15 protein-coding genes are annotated in these 17,947 nt (G+C 40.1%); 9 read left to right on the top strand and 6 right to left on the bottom strand.

Annotated features, from left to right (window positions below; all coding sequences use genetic code 11):
- Positions 1–31 precede the first annotated feature (31 nt).
- From ATI02_RS21595 to ATI02_RS21585, 3 genes are all read left to right on the top strand, one after another.
- Positions 32–460: a LexA family protein gene (locus ATI02_RS21595; protein ID WP_100847297.1), complete on the top strand. Its 429-nt coding sequence runs from the start codon at positions 32–34 to the stop codon at positions 458–460.
- Positions 453–1,736, top strand: coding sequence for a translesion error-prone DNA polymerase V subunit UmuC (gene umuC, locus ATI02_RS21590; RefSeq protein ID WP_100847296.1), 1,284 nt, complete (start codon positions 453–455; stop codon positions 1,734–1,736). The genes ATI02_RS21595 and umuC overlap by 8 nt, the downstream gene beginning before the upstream one ends.
- Before the next feature lie 78 nt (positions 1,737–1,814).
- Positions 1,815–2,438 carry a hypothetical protein gene (locus ATI02_RS21585; protein ID WP_100847295.1) on the top strand — a complete coding sequence of 208 codons (624 nt, stop codon included), beginning with the start codon at positions 1,815–1,817 and terminating at the stop codon, positions 2,436–2,438.
- An 83-nt stretch (positions 2,439–2,521) separates the two neighbouring features.
- Here ATI02_RS21585 and ATI02_RS21580 read toward each other — a convergent pair whose 3' ends face one another.
- Complete coding sequence (locus tag ATI02_RS21580; protein WP_100847294.1) at positions 2,522–3,802, bottom strand: hypothetical protein; 1,281 nt, start codon at positions 3,800–3,802, stop codon at positions 2,522–2,524.
- 475 nt (positions 3,803–4,277) lie between these two features.
- On the opposite strand from ATI02_RS21580, the gene ATI02_RS21575 reads away from it, so the two are divergent.
- From ATI02_RS21575 to ATI02_RS21570, 3 genes are all read left to right on the top strand, one after another.
- Positions 4,278–4,679 (top strand): hypothetical protein, encoded by a 402-nt coding sequence (locus ATI02_RS21575; protein WP_107647021.1) that lies wholly within the window; start codon positions 4,278–4,280, stop codon positions 4,677–4,679.
- A gap of 432 nt (positions 4,680–5,111) precedes the next feature.
- Positions 5,112–5,450 carry a hypothetical protein gene (locus ATI02_RS32100; protein WP_146166078.1) on the top strand — a complete coding sequence of 113 codons (339 nt, stop codon included), beginning with the start codon at positions 5,112–5,114 and terminating at the stop codon, positions 5,448–5,450.
- A 124-nt stretch (positions 5,451–5,574) separates the two neighbouring features.
- Positions 5,575–6,405, top strand: a complete 831-nt coding sequence (locus ATI02_RS21570; protein ID WP_100847292.1) for a hypothetical protein — start codon at positions 5,575–5,577, stop codon at positions 6,403–6,405.
- On the opposite strand, the gene ATI02_RS21565 is transcribed toward ATI02_RS21570, so the two are convergent.
- The 4 genes from ATI02_RS21565 to ATI02_RS21550 form a co-directional block, all read right to left on the bottom strand.
- Positions 6,398–6,775, bottom strand: a complete 378-nt coding sequence (locus tag ATI02_RS21565) for a hypothetical protein (protein ID WP_100847291.1) — start codon at positions 6,773–6,775, stop codon at positions 6,398–6,400. The two genes, ATI02_RS21570 and ATI02_RS21565, sit on opposite strands and share 8 nt — an antisense overlap.
- A 410-nt stretch (positions 6,776–7,185) precedes the next feature.
- Positions 7,186–9,486: a hypothetical protein gene (locus ATI02_RS21560; protein ID WP_146166077.1), complete on the bottom strand. Its 2,301-nt coding sequence runs from the start codon at positions 9,484–9,486 to the stop codon at positions 7,186–7,188.
- Between the two features lie 67 nt (positions 9,487–9,553).
- Complete coding sequence (locus ATI02_RS21555) at positions 9,554–10,297, bottom strand: hypothetical protein (protein WP_100847289.1); 744 nt, start codon at positions 10,295–10,297, stop codon at positions 9,554–9,556.
- 107 nt (positions 10,298–10,404) lie between these two features.
- Positions 10,405–13,425, bottom strand: coding sequence for a heme-copper oxidase family protein (locus ATI02_RS21550; protein WP_100847288.1), 3,021 nt, complete (start codon positions 13,423–13,425; stop codon positions 10,405–10,407).
- A 778-nt stretch (positions 13,426–14,203) separates the two neighbouring features.
- Between ATI02_RS21550 and ATI02_RS21545 the strand changes: the two genes are divergently transcribed.
- The 3 genes from ATI02_RS21545 to ATI02_RS21535 are packed head-to-tail and all read left to right on the top strand — an operon-like array spanning position 14,204 to position 16,720.
- Entirely contained in the window at positions 14,204–14,656 is a 453-nt protein-coding gene (locus ATI02_RS21545; RefSeq protein WP_100847287.1) for a hypothetical protein, read from the top strand.
- 11 nt (positions 14,657–14,667) lie between these two features.
- Positions 14,668–15,477: a hypothetical protein gene (locus ATI02_RS21540; RefSeq protein ID WP_100847286.1), complete on the top strand. Its 810-nt coding sequence runs from the start codon at positions 14,668–14,670 to the stop codon at positions 15,475–15,477.
- Entirely contained in the window at positions 15,464–16,720 is a 1,257-nt protein-coding gene (locus ATI02_RS21535; protein WP_100847285.1) for a hypothetical protein, read from the top strand. Before ATI02_RS21540 ends, ATI02_RS21535 begins: the two co-directional genes overlap by 14 nt.
- Here ATI02_RS21535 and ATI02_RS21530 read toward each other — a convergent pair.
- A protein-coding gene (locus tag ATI02_RS21530) for an IS3 family transposase (RefSeq protein WP_095191983.1) occupies positions 16,678–17,840 on the bottom strand; the annotation gives its coding sequence in 2 pieces (ribosomal slippage) (positions 16,678–17,585 and positions 17,585–17,840; 1,164 coding nt in all). The two genes, ATI02_RS21535 and ATI02_RS21530, sit on opposite strands and share 43 nt — an antisense overlap.
- Positions 17,841–17,947: the final 107 nt, after the last annotated feature.

Genomic DNA, 17,947 nt, shown 5'->3' with positions numbered 1-17,947 from the left:
TGTACGCACATACAGTCATTGGTCATCCGTCATGCTCAGCCTTCCTATACCACTCTCAGTAGCTCTAAACCCTACCAAAGCCAGTGTCTACGGGCGTGCCGCTTGTGGTTTTCCATCTCCTGCAGAGGAATACGCAGAACCACCGTTGAGCCTCGATGACCTTTGTGGAGTGGGAAAACCGTCTCTGTTCATCCTCATAGCATGGGGTGAAAGCATGAGCGGCCTAGGCGTTTACGATGGTGACTACCTAGTGGTAGATCGAGCCATAGAACCCAAGGTAGGAAGCGTTGTAGTGGCCCGTATCGGCCCTGAATTCACTGTCAAGACCTACGGCATGTTAAATGGTAAACCAGTACTAAAACCGGCTAACCCAGCCTTTGAAACCATCGTCATTGGAGAATTTGAAGAATCCGAAGTATGGGGTGTGGTTTTGTGGAATCTTCATAAACTCCATGACTAATTCAATCAGTAAAGTATTTGGCCTTGTAGATTGTCATAGCTGCTATGTAAGCTGTGAGCGTATTTTCAATCCTAAATTAATAGGTAAAGCAGTCGTTGTTCTCAGTAATAACGATGGTGCAGTTGTGGCACGGTCTGATGAATCAAAGAAATTAGGTGTGAAGATGGGAACGCCTTTCTTTGAAATCAAGCATCTTGTTGAATCTGGTCAGGTGATTCCTTGCAGCTCAAATTATGCCTTGTATCAAGACATATCAAACAGAGTCACCAAAGTAATCAGTCAATTGGTGCCATCTTATGAAATATACTCAATTGATGAATCATTCATTGACCTCTCAGGCATTAATGAAAACTTAGAAAAGCTTTGTCTGGAAATTAAGAGCCAAATCTATCGGCAGGTAGGAATGCCGGTAGGGGTTGGCGTAGGCCGAACAAAGACCCTCGCAAAGCTCAACAATTGGGCGTCTAAGAAATGGAAAGCCAAGACTGGTAGCGTTGTGGTCATCCTCGATGATGAACGTCAGAACAAGCTTCTGAGCTTCGCTGATGTAGGTGAAGTCTGGGGTTGTGGGTCAAGGACTCAAAAGCGACTGGAATTGATGGGAGTGACCAAGGCCATAGACCTTGCACGATATGACAAGAAAGCCCTCCGGCAGATGTTCAACGTCAACATTGAACGAACCGCCAGAGAGCTAGAAGGTACTGTGTGTTTCGGGCTGGAAGAATCCCCGGAACCCAAGCAGAACATAGCCAGCACTCGCATGTTCGGTAAGCGTGTTTACGAGCTATTAGAGCTTCGACAGGCTGTAGCATCATACGCAGCCAAAGCAGCCGTAAAGCTACGCAAAGAGGGCATGTTGACCAGTTGCCTACAGGTCTTCATCCAGACAAGCCGCTTTGATGACCACCCATACAGCAACGCAACGATTGTCGGCCTTGAATCTCCTACGGACGACACCCGCGAGCTGATAGCAGCCGCTCAAGCTGGATTGACCCGGATCTACCGGGCAAACACACCCTACGCAAAGGCAGGCATCATGCTAAGCCAATTCGTGCCCAAAGCTGGGTACATCCCTGACCTCTTTGCAAAGCCTGAACGTAGGAACAATGACAGGCTGATGGCCCTGATGGATTCGATCAACAAGGTGCAAGGAGCTGGCACTCTCAGGTTTGCTATTGAACCTGAAACGTCGAGCTGGGGAATGAGGCGAGAGTATCTAAGCCCTGCTTACACAACGAAATGGAAAGAACTACTGAAAGTAAGTGTTGATAGATAATCTGATTTTTTCTTACTACTAATTTGACAGGTTAGAATTTGCATGGAGAATAATAAGAAACAACATCATTAAAATAAAATGAACATAACCTCACAAGAAATCCAATTCATCAAGATAACAGACTTAGACGATGGCCAAGCGATAATACACAAAGGCACTACACTTTCAGTAATCGAATCATTCATCGGCAATTATTACGAAAGAGATATACAGGTAGTTAATACAAAGGAGCATAAGCAATTCATTAGGGATTCTTTCTTGAAAAGTGAGAACAAAGAAGAAAGGGACAACCTCGCATTATTGGGGTTAGTACTATCATACTTTGATGATTCCGAAGTAGTTGTTATCGTAGATAGAAGTACTGTTTTGAGAACAAGTGAAGTAATCGAGTATTTTGAATCAAATTATAACGTGAATATTTCTGCGACTTCAGAAGAAGAATACACACAGTTCGATGAAGAAAACAAAACGAAAATCGAGGAAAATTCAGAGCTTGGTATTGAAGAGTCATTGTCTTCAGATAACTTGGAGGACTTTGATTTTGGTAATGATGACGAATCATCTGTTAGAACACGCGGAGAGCAAGTTATTAGAAAACCCAATTCAAAGAACAAAAAAGAGATTTACGTAAGAAAGTTAAGATTCGTATTTGGTGCCATATTAGCTTTAGCGATATTCACAATCTACTTTGTTTCACACTAAACAGAAGCCAGCTAACGCTGGTTTTTTTCTGTCTGTATATTCAGTTTACATTACTACCAATTTGACACTTGATTATCAAAGACTCAGTTAAAACCGTTGAACTGAGCATCATCCGCCCAAACCTTTCTAGGGGTTGAATAAGACGTGAAACGACCTTCACGCTCAGAAGAAGCTCTTTTCCATTGTTCGAAGTCAGGAACTTTGTTAAACGCTGAGAATCGGTCATCTAGTGATGTAGTGGAAACGAAGGCTTCGGTTTTTTTCAATTCCTCATTTCTGAAAAACTCTTCGATGTCAGCTAATTGCTTAGCTAAAACATCGTCTTTGTTCTCCATAACAGATTCGATTACAGGCTCAACAGGGGCTTCTAGAGCCTGTATTGAAGGAACGGTGAATGATGCCTCAATCGTAGCCACTTCTGGTTTTCCAAGTCTATCAGTAGCTTCAAGAAGCTTTATGTTGAAAGCTTTGTCGATAGTGATGATTTTTTCTACCAGAATTTTACCTCTGTGAACGTCTTCAACGCTTTTGACATAACCGGCATCGGTCAAAGCTACGAGGGCAGATTTCAAGGCTTTCATCTTTGAATCACGCTGACCGTCGAGCGATAAAAGCTTGAACATTGTATTAACGTTGACTCTGGCAGTGCCGTTAAAAGCGAACATTTCAATTTTATCGAACAACAAGCGAGCAGCACCGCTTTTTATCAACATTCTTTTAGCGTAATCAATTTTCTTGCTGTAGGTGTCTTTAACAACGGCATCTATGAAAATGTCACCAAACTTTATATTGAAGACATCATCACCAATGACTGTGTATTTATAGACAAATCTATCATTGATGACGCTGCCATCACGCAACTCAATTTTCGTCGATGAGTGAAACAATCTATTCAAAACTTCATTAAAAGTCTTTCTGAAAAACGGCATGTTCGATGAACTCAAATTCAAGTCGCTCATAACAGTCTTGAAGTCGATATTCACACTACCGAAATTTTCAAAATAAGTCTTTTGAATAGCACAAACGAGGTAGTTGGTAAATTGGTAGTGAAGCTCAGTGTTTAATTGATAGCCGTAGAAAACGAATTTCTTGTAAGGAGTACCAACCAATTCTTCATCTTCAATGACGATAGCTACAGCATTACGTGAACTGTTTACGCTTTTCAAACCATAAGCATCTTCTAGCAGCTTATTTTCACTGTCGTTTTCTGCTGGTAAAACCTCAGCGAGCTTTGAGCTAGGACTGAAAAGAACATTCAGTACTAATGCTTTTGACCATAACGCTTCACCACTTCTCACTTTAGCATTATCGTATATTTCTCTAAACGCTAAACTTAATTCATTCTCCTTCATATCTATATTCATAATTATTCTCCTGTTATAAATACAATACCTCCAATCAGTAAAGTGTCAAGATGGTAGTAACAAATAATTATGTGAAATCAACAAAAAGAAAAGTACAAAAATATTTTATGGCTTAAAATCAACATAATTTTTTCCGTAGCATAGTTGGAGTCGGTTTCAGCCTAGTTGGAGTCGGTTGAAGCATAGTTGAAGTCGGTTGAAGCATAGTTGAAGTCGGTTGAAGGTTTTTTACATGCTCTACAGGCCACGCAGCACAAGGGTTTAACGATTTGGCTCTGCAGTATATATAGTACTGATAGTATAAAGAGTACATCATATATAATAGAATCAAAAACAAAGTCAAAAACACTCTGGTATAAAATCTAAAATCAAAAGCATAGTTGAAGTCGGTAAAAAATATCACACTACCAATTTGACATATAAAAACCAAATGTTAGGATTTGCATATGAATGAATAATTATAGGAGCGTTATTAATGAGCAAGACAAGAAACAATCTTTCTGTAAGAGACAAGAGAGAAAGAGTGAAAACACTTAGAATGACTATACGCTCATTAATTCAAGCATCATTCAAGCCCGGAATAATAAATATTTACAACGACAAGACCGTAAAAGGCTGTAACTACGTTATCAACCACTCTTATTTCATAACGCACTTTCTAAAAGACTTTGTTATCAGAGAAGGCTACTTGAAAAACATACAGAACAAAAATTACAGAAGCTACATACCCGTTAAACTAATTGATTACGTTGATGATTTAGTGCTACAAATTTTCAATGAACCTGCCGATTTAGATTCACTCACCGATAAACAGATTGAGAAAGCAGAACAATATCTAGGGATAACACCTGATTCAAAGAAGAGAAAAGCATCATAGCCTTTCTCTTTTTTCCGCTAGATGTCTTTGTACCTACCAATACCAATACCCTTCCAAAATGGCCTTAATCAATACCCACGAATTCCGACCACATGACGCCGATAAATATTTTATTTTACTGATTGGCTCTATCAATTCATTAAACAACATCTGCAAATCAACGACACGATTGACTAATCTCTATGGCAGATTAAAATAAATATAACGAACAACATAGATAATCATGAAAAATAAAACCGACTACCAAGCAGCAACACTTTGCTTTTTAACCTCAGCCGCTTTTGCTTTTACAATACTTTACTTCTCCCCTGAGATATTCTTTTACTATCTACAAATTAAATTAAATTGAAAAAATTGTTACCACCATCTTGACACTTTGTTATGGCATGCTACAACATTAATAACTAAACAATAAAGCAAGCGGAGACAATCATGAAAATAACAAAATTAGCACTAACAGTATTAGCAACATCAGTATTAGCATTATCTTTTACTAGCTACGCGGTTTCTAAAAACGAGCTAACTGCAGCGGTATTTAAGGACAAAATAGACCATGCATTAGGAAAACAAACAAACGGGTTATACAAAGTATCTTACAGCAAATCATTAGCTGCCGAGAAAGACACAGAATCAACGGTCAGTTTTTTACGCTGCTCAACATCTGTCGGCGTTTTTAAATTCCATGGCAAGTGCGATAGCAAACGCATTGATGGAAAAATGACTAAAGAATCCTTAGATTTGATTGGTACAGCGTATATTGCCAAATCTTAAAATAAGCACCTTGAACCAATGAATAAAGCTACAGAACAACCAGCACAAAGCTGGTTTTTTTACGCTCGGAGATTGTGAAAGGAAATTTATATGAAATAATGAATGTACTAACATCGGAAAAATCATGTGGGAAGGAAACAGCAAAAAAATTAGTCAAAAGTCGTTCTACAAAATAGTAAGAATGTGTGAAGCGGCGATAATCCTAGAGCAATCGGATTTCAAGAACCTCGAATCAGATAGAAAAACTCTCACTGATTCGATTCTTGATTCATTACTCAGGGAAGAACCGATTGAAATCAAAGAAGCTAAAGCCATCGCTTCACGATATCTAACCGAGTATACCATCACGCAATCATTGCTCAGGTACAACTCTCTAGACCTCGCCCTAGCAATATCTAATCTCTATCCAGGCCTTCTAGCTTCTGACATCCTCACGCTGAATGAAATGATCGGCTATGAAGCTCTAGAAGTGGCTAAACAGGTGATAAAAGACTTCAAACCTGACGCAGTACCAAACGACCTGCAAAACGCCCGTAACGGGGTACACGGAGAGTTCAGGCAGTACATCGACAAGAAGCACATCTTCTTTTCAGCAATCGAAACGAAACGTTCGTATCAGTACCACACGATGTTTCAGCAGAGCTATTACGACTCAGCCCGGTATCTGGCCTTAAAGGATCTGGAAAAGGCCGATTTCGAACGTTTGAAGGCCATCAGGGACAGAGCAAGACAAAGCGTTACAGACGCTGATGTCAGGCAGGAAGAACCATCAGCAATGGCACAGAACGAAGCTGATGAACTGGATATCGAGTACATCGACGTACAGGAGGGTTCAGACGAAATGTCGTTCATGGATGACACAACAGACTACGTGTCTGATGAAAACGACGTAGAAACGATGGATGATGATTATGAATCGCTGATCGATGGCGAAGAAGCTGAAAGGTTTATGTGAACACTTTGAGGCTGAATCGCATTGAAACATAACCAATCGTTTTAATCTGAAACATGGCTGATTCGACATGAAACAGTAAATCAAAGTCGAAAACATCAAGAGCTTCAACACAACTGAAACCATCACCAAGCAATACCTTTCCAGCTAATCGGTCATTAGGTACTGCGTGAACAGTATCAGTTGGCTCTTGACCAGTTTCTTGAATCTGCTGGATTCTCAACAGAATCAAATTTGGATTGGCTAGGTAGTATTTTTCATTCGCAATTTTCAGTAACGCGGTTAAAGCAGAAGGTGATTTTTCAACGTAGAAATAGACGTTTGGTTGATTCGCCATTATCTTGATGTATTTGGAAATATCTATTATGTTCATGTTATCCTTTTTTGATTGTCTACATTAATTTTCGCACATATTAAAAACCTGTCAAATTAGTAGTACATAATTATTCAAGACGTAAAAAAACCAGCGTTAGCTGGCTTGTTTATGGCGGCAATACCTACGACAAAGCATCAACGATATTCGAATTAAAACAAATAAATACGCAAGCACTAAAAGACCAGTGATGAGGGAAATCAACCATCCAAACTTTACAATCAACAATCCTTTAAAAAACCACGACACCAACATACAACAAATCACTAACGATGCTACAAGGACGACAACCAACGAAACACTTGATAATTCATTCAATCTTTTACCTATACTCATAAATCTCCTTTCATTATTTGTTACTAACATCTTAACACTTAATACTAATAAATCAAGATGACTAGATATATAATTTATCCTCTTAGTTTGCCAATTTGATTCTTGATCTTGCTTAACGCACCATCGACAGCGGTTGCATCGTTATCACCGCCGTAGCAAAGCTCAGATATGGCTGTAGAAATACCTTCATTGACAGTGTTGATTACAACGAAGAATGTGGCTATGAATGTAATGATGTACAAGAACATATATGTCATTCCACCGACAATATTCGCTTCGAATCCTGCTCCATCAAACAAGCCAAAATTACTGCTAAACATCACTGAAAGGATGATTGAAGCCAAAGTCATCATGATATTTAAAACAATCAATCCAATAGCTGAACCCATAACGATTAAAGGGAATCTAAGCATCATATCCCAAAAACCATGACGTTTTAGAAGGTCGTTGAACGTCGAATGGTCATCACGGTAAAGGATATTACCCGCGTGTATCAAAATAGCTCCACCAAAGACGAATGGAAAAAGGAAGAACAGTGCGATACCCTCCATGAACCATTTCAAATAAATCAGAATTTGAACAGCCAATACCGCTAATCCGCCAATCACAACAGCTAGTATCAAACCAAGGAAGAACATTTGAACGCCATTCATGTAATGAACCTTAGCGTTATAGTAAGGGTCTTTTCCGCCTAAACTATCATCAATTTTTTTATAGTATTCCCCTACCACAACTGAAACGCCGTAAAACACTGCAACAGTACCAGTGAATAATTTTGCGACATCAACCAATGGGGCAAAGAAATTATAATTCGCAGAATTACATTGTGCTTTTTGAAAGCAATCAACATATTGCATGCCCATATTAGAAGCTGATTTTCCAGAAATGTTATCCAGAATCGCCATGGCAGATGTAGCTGTTTGTTTAGTTGATTTCAATTTGTTGTAATATTCATCAATGTTGAAGGTTGTGTCGCTGCCATCACCATTAAACATTTGTAGGTTATCTGCTTTGCCAAACCCGAGTTGGAATTTTTTCTTTTTGATAGCAACCTCATCGCTTCTCTTCAAATCAATGACTTTCATTCCTGCTTCTTCATAGGAATGACGATATGCGGAACCCAGCATGAAAATCTTAGCCATATTATCAATCGACATTGATTTCAGTTCATCTGGTTTAGCAACAAGGTTAGCTTGTTTGAGCATTTCTATATAAGCGACACCGGCAAGGCGTTTATAAGCATTTTCCAGCCTAGCTTTTAGAGCTTCATCATTTAAGCCATGCTTCGAATCAACTGTTACTAAATGACCATCCTCAATAACCAGAGATCCGTCAGCGTTCATGTTCATACAGGCTGTTTGATAAAGGGTCGCAATATCTCTATCTCTATTGAAGATGTTGGTACAATTGGTATTGATGATGGACATTGCGATTTGACGATATACACTTTGATTCATATACATCTCGGTCATAACACCAAGGCTGACAGAATCAGCTTTTTCATCAGCAATATAACCAACACTATAAACGTTCCAATCAAACTCAGATTCAGAACAAGCCATAGAGTTTTTTATTTCAGGTGGAATATAAAATTTATAGTTCGGTGCATCAGGAGAGGTATTAGCTAAGCAGTTGATGAACTTGTAATCTTCAATCGTAAATCTACCATAAATATCCGTTCCTAGATTCCCAGCTTCGACCAAAATATTTTTACGAGCAGCTATGTCATCCATGTTCATCTGTACAAGTGCCTCAACATATTCAACAGCAAAGTCATCAGCAGCTTGTTGAAAACGTGTTTGTGTACCGTTAACGTCCAAGCTCATTTCATTTAGGATTGGAGGGAAAACCACGTAATAAACTATCAATGCTAGGACAATGGAAATACCCATAAGCACTTGTATGATGATTGTGAATGCCCCTGTAGCGACCATTACGCCCATGATAAGCATCAACGTGCCAAACATCGCAGAACTTTTTGTCATGAACTGACCCGTTCTAGCAGCACGGTAAAGGGTGTATAGACCTACTGCACCGATGATAAGACCAAATGCCCATGTGGCTGTCTTATCAAGCAACGTAAATAGAGAATTGATTAATCTCCTTCCACCATCATAAGGAGAATCAGTGTTATCAACCTCACCAATATCAATTCCAGCGGATTGCTTGAGTACGAGCCAGACCAATTCAAATTGTGAGGTTTGTATTATCCCCCCGGCCATCTTCATAAATGAACTGGTTTTGAATTGTTCTTCTGAGCAAGTCCTAATTTCATCAGGGCTTAAGACATCTTGAGACATATTACAGGAGTTAGAATCTGCTAATGCTATTGAACTGGTAAAAAGGAGAAGAATTCCGAAGAGAAATGATTTCATTTTAATTATGGATATTGTCTACCTTCATTATTACATATGAATTTCATTAATACAAATTACAGAATGATTATCCTAACAAACTAAGGTAACCAGAAGACACAGCCCAAAAAGCTGTACCTATTACAGCAGCGACCAAACCAACCCTGAAGAAAACCTTTACCAGCTTAGCCATATGGAAAATCAAGAAATTAACAAAACCTTTGTTGACGCGTTTCCCTTTCGCTTTATTTATAAGTCTAAAAGCAAGCCTTCCTGCCTCAAAAGGTTGCATCGTTTTTAGCTTTTCAACACCAATTTCCGCCGTTGCAAAATAAGCAATTCTGAGCAAAATTAAAGGGTATGAACGAAGAAGCTTATACAGCTCAGGGTTCTTTGAATTCTCGATTGAGTTAACGACATTCGAAAATTTTATATTGAGATGGTATTTCTTTCTTCTTAAGAACATTCTAGAAAGATAGCCGTGTTTGGTTCTGACCATTTCCGGCCATAAACCGTTATCCTCAATAAATTTCATTAATGGGTAAAGATTTTTGGTCTGGTAGCCAAACACTTCAATTTTTTCATTAAACCGAGTCCCGAAATAGAGCCATGCCATTTCATCATTCGTTTCTATTTGCTTAAAATTGAACTCAGTACCGGAATGTTCATAATCCACTAAAGCAGTGAAGAAAGCACTTACAGAATAAACGCCAGCTTCATAGTCAGCTACATAATGGGAATACAGAGTCTTAACAGATTTTTCAAAATCGGTGGTTCTCTTACCAGTTATTTTGAAACGGTAAGTTTCGTAGATTCGTTGGAAATAATTCATAAATATTTTGATGTTATTACTAACAACTTAACACGTCACGCAAGATTATCAATGCTTTGAAAAAAATAAAACCGGCTTATTGCCGGCTTTATAGACTATTACAGTTATTATTTTTTACCTTCCGTTTCGGTTCCTTTAGAGGATGGCAATATGACTTCCTTATCAGAATTAGCTTCTTCACTGTTTATAGCAATCTTCTTATCAAGACCGGCAAGAGCTTTTTGCTCAGCAGCTTTTAATTCATTGGCAGCAACTACAGCAAAAATCAGATTATCAACAGAGGATTTAACCGATGCTTCATCTTGAATTTTAGTACCGTCCGCAATCACCCTACTTTTCATTTGTTGGAATATAGCAGGTATACCGACTATGAACATATGAAGCATAAGCATGATGAAGCTTAATATGATGCTACCTGAGAGCATTCCTATAATCCCACCCTCTGGAGCTATAGCACCGTAAATAGCACGCTGCATTGGGCCAAAATTGACGTAGTACAAGAAATAAATTTGTACGAAAAAGCCGATGATGTAGAACCAAAATCCTAGAGAGTCAGCTAACAGCACCTTGACACCCGTAACGAAATGTTGAGGCTCTAATGTCACCACTGCTTTGATTGACATAGCAAGCATTATTACAGCACCAGCTATGAACGCAACAACGAAACCTACAACCATTAGCGTCATCTGTATCAGTGGAATGTATTTCATAATAATGACGGCTGTACCAATACCGATTAAAAAGTTAGCAATCAAGTTGACAGGAACAAGCATTACGTTTATCAAGCCCACTACTGCAGTGAAAATTCCAGTAACCTGAGATAACCATTTACCGCCAGCTTTACTAATCATTTTACCTATAGAGCTGTTACCATCATTCAAACCGAATGTGTCCAGCATTTTACCTAAATTCATTGCCATCAAAGCTTTGAAAGCCACTACAACAATTTTCAACTCAACACCCAGTACCAGCTTGTCAGTCGGATAGAGAGACGCAGCGATGGTTCCGTTTGAACGGTTATTACACTCTAATGTATTTGCTGGACTCGCATTACAATACTTTATACCTAAGCTCATGCTCATACCTTTTGGAATACCAAAATTGGTAGCCATATTGGTGATGATTGTTGAATGGCCTTGTAAAGCACTGGTTAGATATTCACCAGTGGAAGCCGCTTCTGAATCGTATGATTTAGCCTCTTGATAAGTCTTGACGCCTGCTGATTTTGTTGGGTTAACAAGAACATCGTATATAAATGGTTTGTAATCAACGATGATGTTTGAATACCCGGAGTCATTTCTTAATTCGTCAGCACTTTTCACATTGTCGAATGCCTTATTCAAGTCAACCATGATGGAGAAATCTGCAGACGCAGAACTCACGGAGCTAGAATTTCTAATTGAGTTGGTTGATAGAAGATTAGACTCAAAGACCGAACCGAGCGTTAAGGTATTGAGAGCTAAAGCATAGAACCCTTTATCCATATCAGAGACTATAGAGTTCTTGATAGGGCTATACTTACTGTCAAAGTCTGACTTGGCATACTCTGCACCGGTCAAAATATTACTTTTCAAAAGATTCAAGGCAATAGCACTAGCAGTAGATTTATGCATCAATTGTGTAACGGCTTCAGGGGAAGCTTTCGCATCTACCCCCATGAATCTAGCCTGACCGTTCATGATTGATACGCACTGCAAATTCAATGACATCACGTCACGATATACGTTTAACCATGCTCCACTGGTAGAGTTAACTTTTTCAATACCATTTCTAGTAGTGAGGTTTTTTTCGTAAAATTGAGAGCAATTATATGCTTTAATGTATAGCTGAGCTTTTCTAGCGTATCTCAACTTTCCTAACTGAGTAATGTCAGGGTTAAAGCCCAACACAGAGTTCACATAAGCTGAGCTATAAGCAGTGTAAAGACTTGTCTTTTCAGAAACTGAAAGGCCGGATGTCGTAAGCTCATCAAAGACCGATTTTAGTCCATTGCTTAAACCGGTTTGGACATTCTGAATGACCCCTGTGTCAACATATCCAGTAGCTTCTTTATGCTTACCAGCAGTTACCAATTCATAAGCAATATTTTCGTAGCCAACGAGTAAAGAATAATTATCACTAGCTGATAGAATCTTAGCACCATCATTCATGCCCTGTACGCGAATCTTTCTTAAGATGTCACTATCAACTTCATCATCAGCTTTAGCATCCATGTTATCGACGCTGGCAGTAAAGAGAACAGAAGCAGGGCCATATTTATCTTCATCATATCCATCAAAAGCTTCGTTATAGATATAGTCGATTGTTGAAACTGTTCCGCCTTTGTATCTAGCTACTGGAACAACATTCACGTTATTTTCTATGTTATTAAATATTACGGCCTTGGTATCCCCAGTTGAAAACATTTCATTCCAACCTTTTTTAGTAAGATTGAGTGCCTTGGCAGACAATAGGCTATGTTTTGTGACATCTTCTACAAGTCCATTTAGCAGATAGTTTTGGTCATTGGTGTCATAGACAGATAGCTTAGTAATGGATTGTGGTTCAGTGTCTGAAATTGTTCTATCACCTTCAACAATTCCAAGCATAACGTATCGAGTCGAGTAATTAAGAAAGGAAGCGACGAACAAGTTGTAGATTAGCAAAACCGAAAAGAATATTTTTGGTTGTAAGAAAAAGCCTATCCCGAGAGTGACAGCTACCAGCAACCAATTCTTATTGATTTGTTCCTTATCCATTGTTCGATATGTATTACGCATAAGGTAGATGCAAAATCCGACCAAAATTGCTAAGCCAGCAAGAAACAGAGCATGTATTAACCAAATGTCCAGAATTTTATTAAGTGGTGAGCTTCCGACTTTATGAAGCTCAGGGTGAAAACCCCAAGCTTCTATAATCAACTGCACACCCGGATAAAAGAACACATCGGATGCAAGACTGAACATGATATTTACAACGATGTCGTTGTCTGAAAGCTCCCATAGATTCATATCATCCGTGTTCACGGGCGAGGACGATACGCGAGCTTCTGCGGCTATTTCTCCAACAGATTTTTCAATTGCCGCATTAGCCGAGCTGAATACGACCAAAGTGAACAGCATTATTAAAATTTTACTCATCCATTTCATAAGTTCCTCATAATTATTTCTTGTCTTTTTCTTCTATTTTTTACCAGCCTAGCTCTTGACTTACCTTTTTCTACACACACCTTTTTATAAATCATAATCACCTCCTTTGTTTGGTGGCTTTTACTATCGTTGGGTCAGTCAAAATCTTATTCACTTCACTCAGTTCACTATTAGTTTTTTCTTCACGCACACAGACGCCATCAACATCAATAACAGTCGATGACATCAAGAACATGGTAGATAAAAGAATGAGAAGCCTTGTAAAGATGAGCTGATTATTTTTGAGTAACGTCATAATCGTAAAAGTTGTTATTACTTAAATTTTATCATACATAAATCAATGTTCAAGCTCACAAGCATGATAATACTTTTTTCTAAAACAATTAATCAAAATATCAGTGGCTTTTGCCTTTCCATCACATGAACAGCCCGGTAGACACTTATCGGTAGACATAATTTGATTATCGGTAGACAACCCACGGTAGACAGATTTCTATTACCAGTAGACACACTACGGTAGACACCAATCAGTAGACAGTACGTCAAAGCTTTTAAAATCATTAAAGCAAGACGTATGTTTCTGTCTACCGACAGAAAGGTTCCTGACGCCTTCCAGTTGTCCAATATTTAAAGCCTAAATTAGTGCGTAAGTTTATCAAAATACAAATAACCGATTTCTTTATAATCACCCGTCAATTTGACTCGCATTATTATCATGTTATTATTTGTAGTAGATGATTAATATACTCATCAACAACTAACAACACAGGAGATACCTATGAAAGCAAAGAACAAATCAAATACCCTCTCAGCAAAAGATGTTGCATCCGAAATGATAGAAGCATTGAATCTTGACAATGAATACAAAATCTCATTGGAGTCAAAGAAGTATTCAAAGCTTTTTATAGACATGGATAAGAATTTAGGTTCAGTTGGTTTAGAGATTCTTTCACTCAAAGCCAGTGTGTATGACTTAGCAGCGGGTAGCGAAGAAGACATTAAGGTCAGAGCTTCAATCAAAGACCTTGAGCAAGTCCATCAAGATATGTTGATTCAGAAAGACGCCATCCTTTTAGTCACAACCTTCATTAGCAAAAAGCTGAAAGAAATTCAATCAGTGAAAAAGCAGTCAGAGCTTTTGAAATTACTAAAAGAATTTGGCTATGACGAACCAGCAGAATTAAGAGCCGTTCTACAGGCTGCAGAAATAGAAAACGATAAATTCAATTAATAGAGGAATCAATGAGTGAGTCTAAAAGGAATCAGAAGATTGAGTTGAAAATCAATCCAGCAGTTAAAACGGTATTAGAAAACATAGCCGTTCATGTTCGTGCAAAAAACGTCTCAGAGCTTGTCGATAAAATAATCAACGATGTCACCTTGAGCACATCAAGCTTGAAGCAACAAATTGATAGCGTTGCCTCCAGATTATCGACAATAGCAACTCAATCAAATTTGAATTTTGATACGTTATTCGCCAGAGCTGTAGAAGAAAGAATACCTGTCGCTATGGCCGAGCTTGAAGCCCTTACGATTGAATTAAAGCTTGATACCTACTACGACACTCAAGACCTGTTCAAAGCCCGTCTAAAGGATTTGGACAGAGAAGTAAAAGAACTATTGAGGGTTGGCAGGAGCTTTAGAATCGACGACTCTAAAGAAGCTTTGAGTCTCATAGACCGACTCAACAGACTAGATATACATTTCAATCTACCAGCGAAAAGAAATTACTACTCTCGCCACTCCCTTGATTCGTACAGCAAAATATTTAAAAAGGGACTTAGCTTCAACGACCCATACAACCGACGAGCATTAGGTTTCAAGTTGAAGGACTTGAAAATCTACACAGACTCTGTTGATGAAAAGCTTATGGTGAAGGTTGAGAAAGTCCTTGAAAACTTCAACAAAAAATTGAAGGACATGAACACAGACATCAATTTGAAAAAATCCGCAGATGGTATAGCAACCGTTTACAAATCAATCAATCAACTCAGGAAGGTAGTGAGTGAATTAAAGAAACAATACACAGGAGGTTCAAATGGCAGGAGCTAAATCAAGCGAGGCAGACAGAGAAAATAAACAGAAGATTCAACAAGCCAAATTCGGTAAAAAATTTGAGTCAATGTCAAGAGATACCATCCACACGACTAAAGGTTTAGCCGCTGTCGTTTACTATCAAATTTCTGAATCAGATTATCTATCTGAAAAGGGCATTGTACAAAAAGCCCCTAGTTCCATATTCAGTAATATCTCACTGCCAAATCCCAACATTTATTATGGTCAACCATGCTACGAGAAAAAGAAATGGGAATATTCCTATGCGGTTGCAGAATCGTTCCTTGAACACTTCATGGCAACGGCAACACCCGAGGAAATTAAACAGTTTAATCACAATCAGAACCTCAAAGGTGCCACTGCATCCGAACGCGATGAAATCCTAAAAGCTTACCTAGTCTACGACCACTTATTAACGCTCGACCCAAAGGAAGCCGCAAAGCTTTCAGAAAGTGAACAGGTCGAATTACTCTTTGCTATGCGTGAACGCTTCACCCTTGAATTCACCCGTGAGAAAAAGCTGAACCACCTCATTCAAGCTGTACCCCACATCAAATACGAAACCGAGACAGGACTTTATAAATCTCACCTACATATCTTGATGTCTAGCAAATCATACGACAGAAAAAATCTCGACCTACACAACTCAGGTTTAAGAATGTTTTGGGCATTGAACGCTTTAGAGAATGACCCAAAATTTAGCAAATCACTTTTACCGACCAACACGAACGCTGCTAGAGATAGATTCATTCCTACGTCGGAAGCCGAATACAAGAAATTCAGAAACAGAATGAAGGTCATTTTGAAAGGTGCGACCAAGGAGAACATTCAACAGATTCTTGATAAGCACGGCATCACCATCACTGATTTTCCAGAACCAATAGACGGCACAGCTAAAAGCGGAGCTGACAAGTTTGTCGTGAGGATGGATGGAAAGGCTTTCAACATGAAATACCTCATGGACAGAGAGAAGACCCTTCTTGAATCACATCAGCTCTACGACAAGGCGAGCAACAAAACTCAGCTTGTCATGCATGACGTAGCGAACCTCATCAAATCCAAGAAACACCAGAGCATCACAGAGCTTGATGCAGCACTCAGGAAGATGAACGTCTACCTTCTCCCGCTCATCACGGCTAAGGGCCAGATTCAGGGGTTCAGCCTATACGTGGCCGACACAGACACGAAGTGTAGTGGTCAACTAATCCCGGACACGACGTTAAGTTTTTTCTCGGCCTGAGCTGGGGCCAGTCCGTTGTTGAATTGGTGCGGTCTAATCCAGTTGTACCGATGCATCAGGTAATGACTGATGTCGCGGTGCGCTTCTTGAGCTGTCATGTAGCCCACGGTCGGTATCCATTCAGTTTTCAAGCTGCGAAACACACGCTCCATCGGCGCGTTATCCCAGCAGTTTCCACGACGGCTCATGCTTTGGCGCATGCGGTAACGCCAGAGCCGTTGGCGAAACTGGCGACTGCCATATTGCGAGCCCTGATCCGAGTGAAACAGAAGCCCTTGAGGCCTGCCACGCTGTTCGTAAGCCATGTCCAACGCCTTGATGACCAGATCCGCATCCGGCTTGTTCGACAGCGCCCAGCCCACCACTCGGCGCGCGTAAAGATCCATAACGACAGCCAGGTAATGCCATTTCCCTTGAGCCCAGATGTAGGTGATGTCGCCACACCAGACCTGATTCGGCGCCGGCACATCAAACTCTCGATTCAATATGTTCGGAATGTCAGGCCGCTCAACCGTCGCTTGTTTGTAGGCATGTGATCCAGGTTGTTTACTGACCAACTCCAGTTCCCGCATCAGGCCTCGCACCTTGAACCGCCCAATTTGCTCGCCGTCTTCCTGCATCATCGACACGATGCTGCGGCTACCGGCGGCGCTTCGACTTTGCGTAAACAGTTCGTTAACCCGGCTGCGCAACCGAAGCCGCTCAACGTCTGGAGTTCGGCGCCTGAGACGATGGGCGTAGTAACACGAACGAGTGACGTCAAAGACTGCGCAAAGCCAATCAACCGGCTCTTGGGGGCTCAGTTGATCAATCAGCGCGTGCGCTCGTGCTCTTCCGACATCAAGAGCGCGGTAGCCTTTTTTAAAATGGATTTCTCCCGCTCAAGTCGAGCGATTCGAGCTTCCAATTCCTGGATTTTCTGTTGCTCTGGCGTCAGCGCTTTACTCTGCGGAGTAACGCCAGTGCGCTCCTGCTGAAGCTGATTAACCCAGCGGCGCAACGCGGACTCAACCACACCAAGCGAGCGGCTGGCTTCGATATGGCTATAGCCTTGATCGAGCACGAGGCCTGCGGCCTCGCGTTTGAATTCAGCGGAAAAAGAACGACGTTGTTTGGTCATCAGACACCTCTATCTGGCGAGCATTCTCGCCTAAATGGGTGTCCGGTTTCATTAGACCACTACAGCTTGACCCTAAAGTCGTTCAGACCCTGAACCTCATCAAAAAC

This window comes from Pseudomonas baetica, from assembly GCF_002813455.1.
Classification (GTDB): Bacteria; Pseudomonadota; Gammaproteobacteria; order Pseudomonadales; family Pseudomonadaceae; genus Aquipseudomonas; species Aquipseudomonas baetica.
Note: the sequence above shows the minus strand (reverse complement) of the source record. Positions and strands in the feature narration are given on the sequence as shown.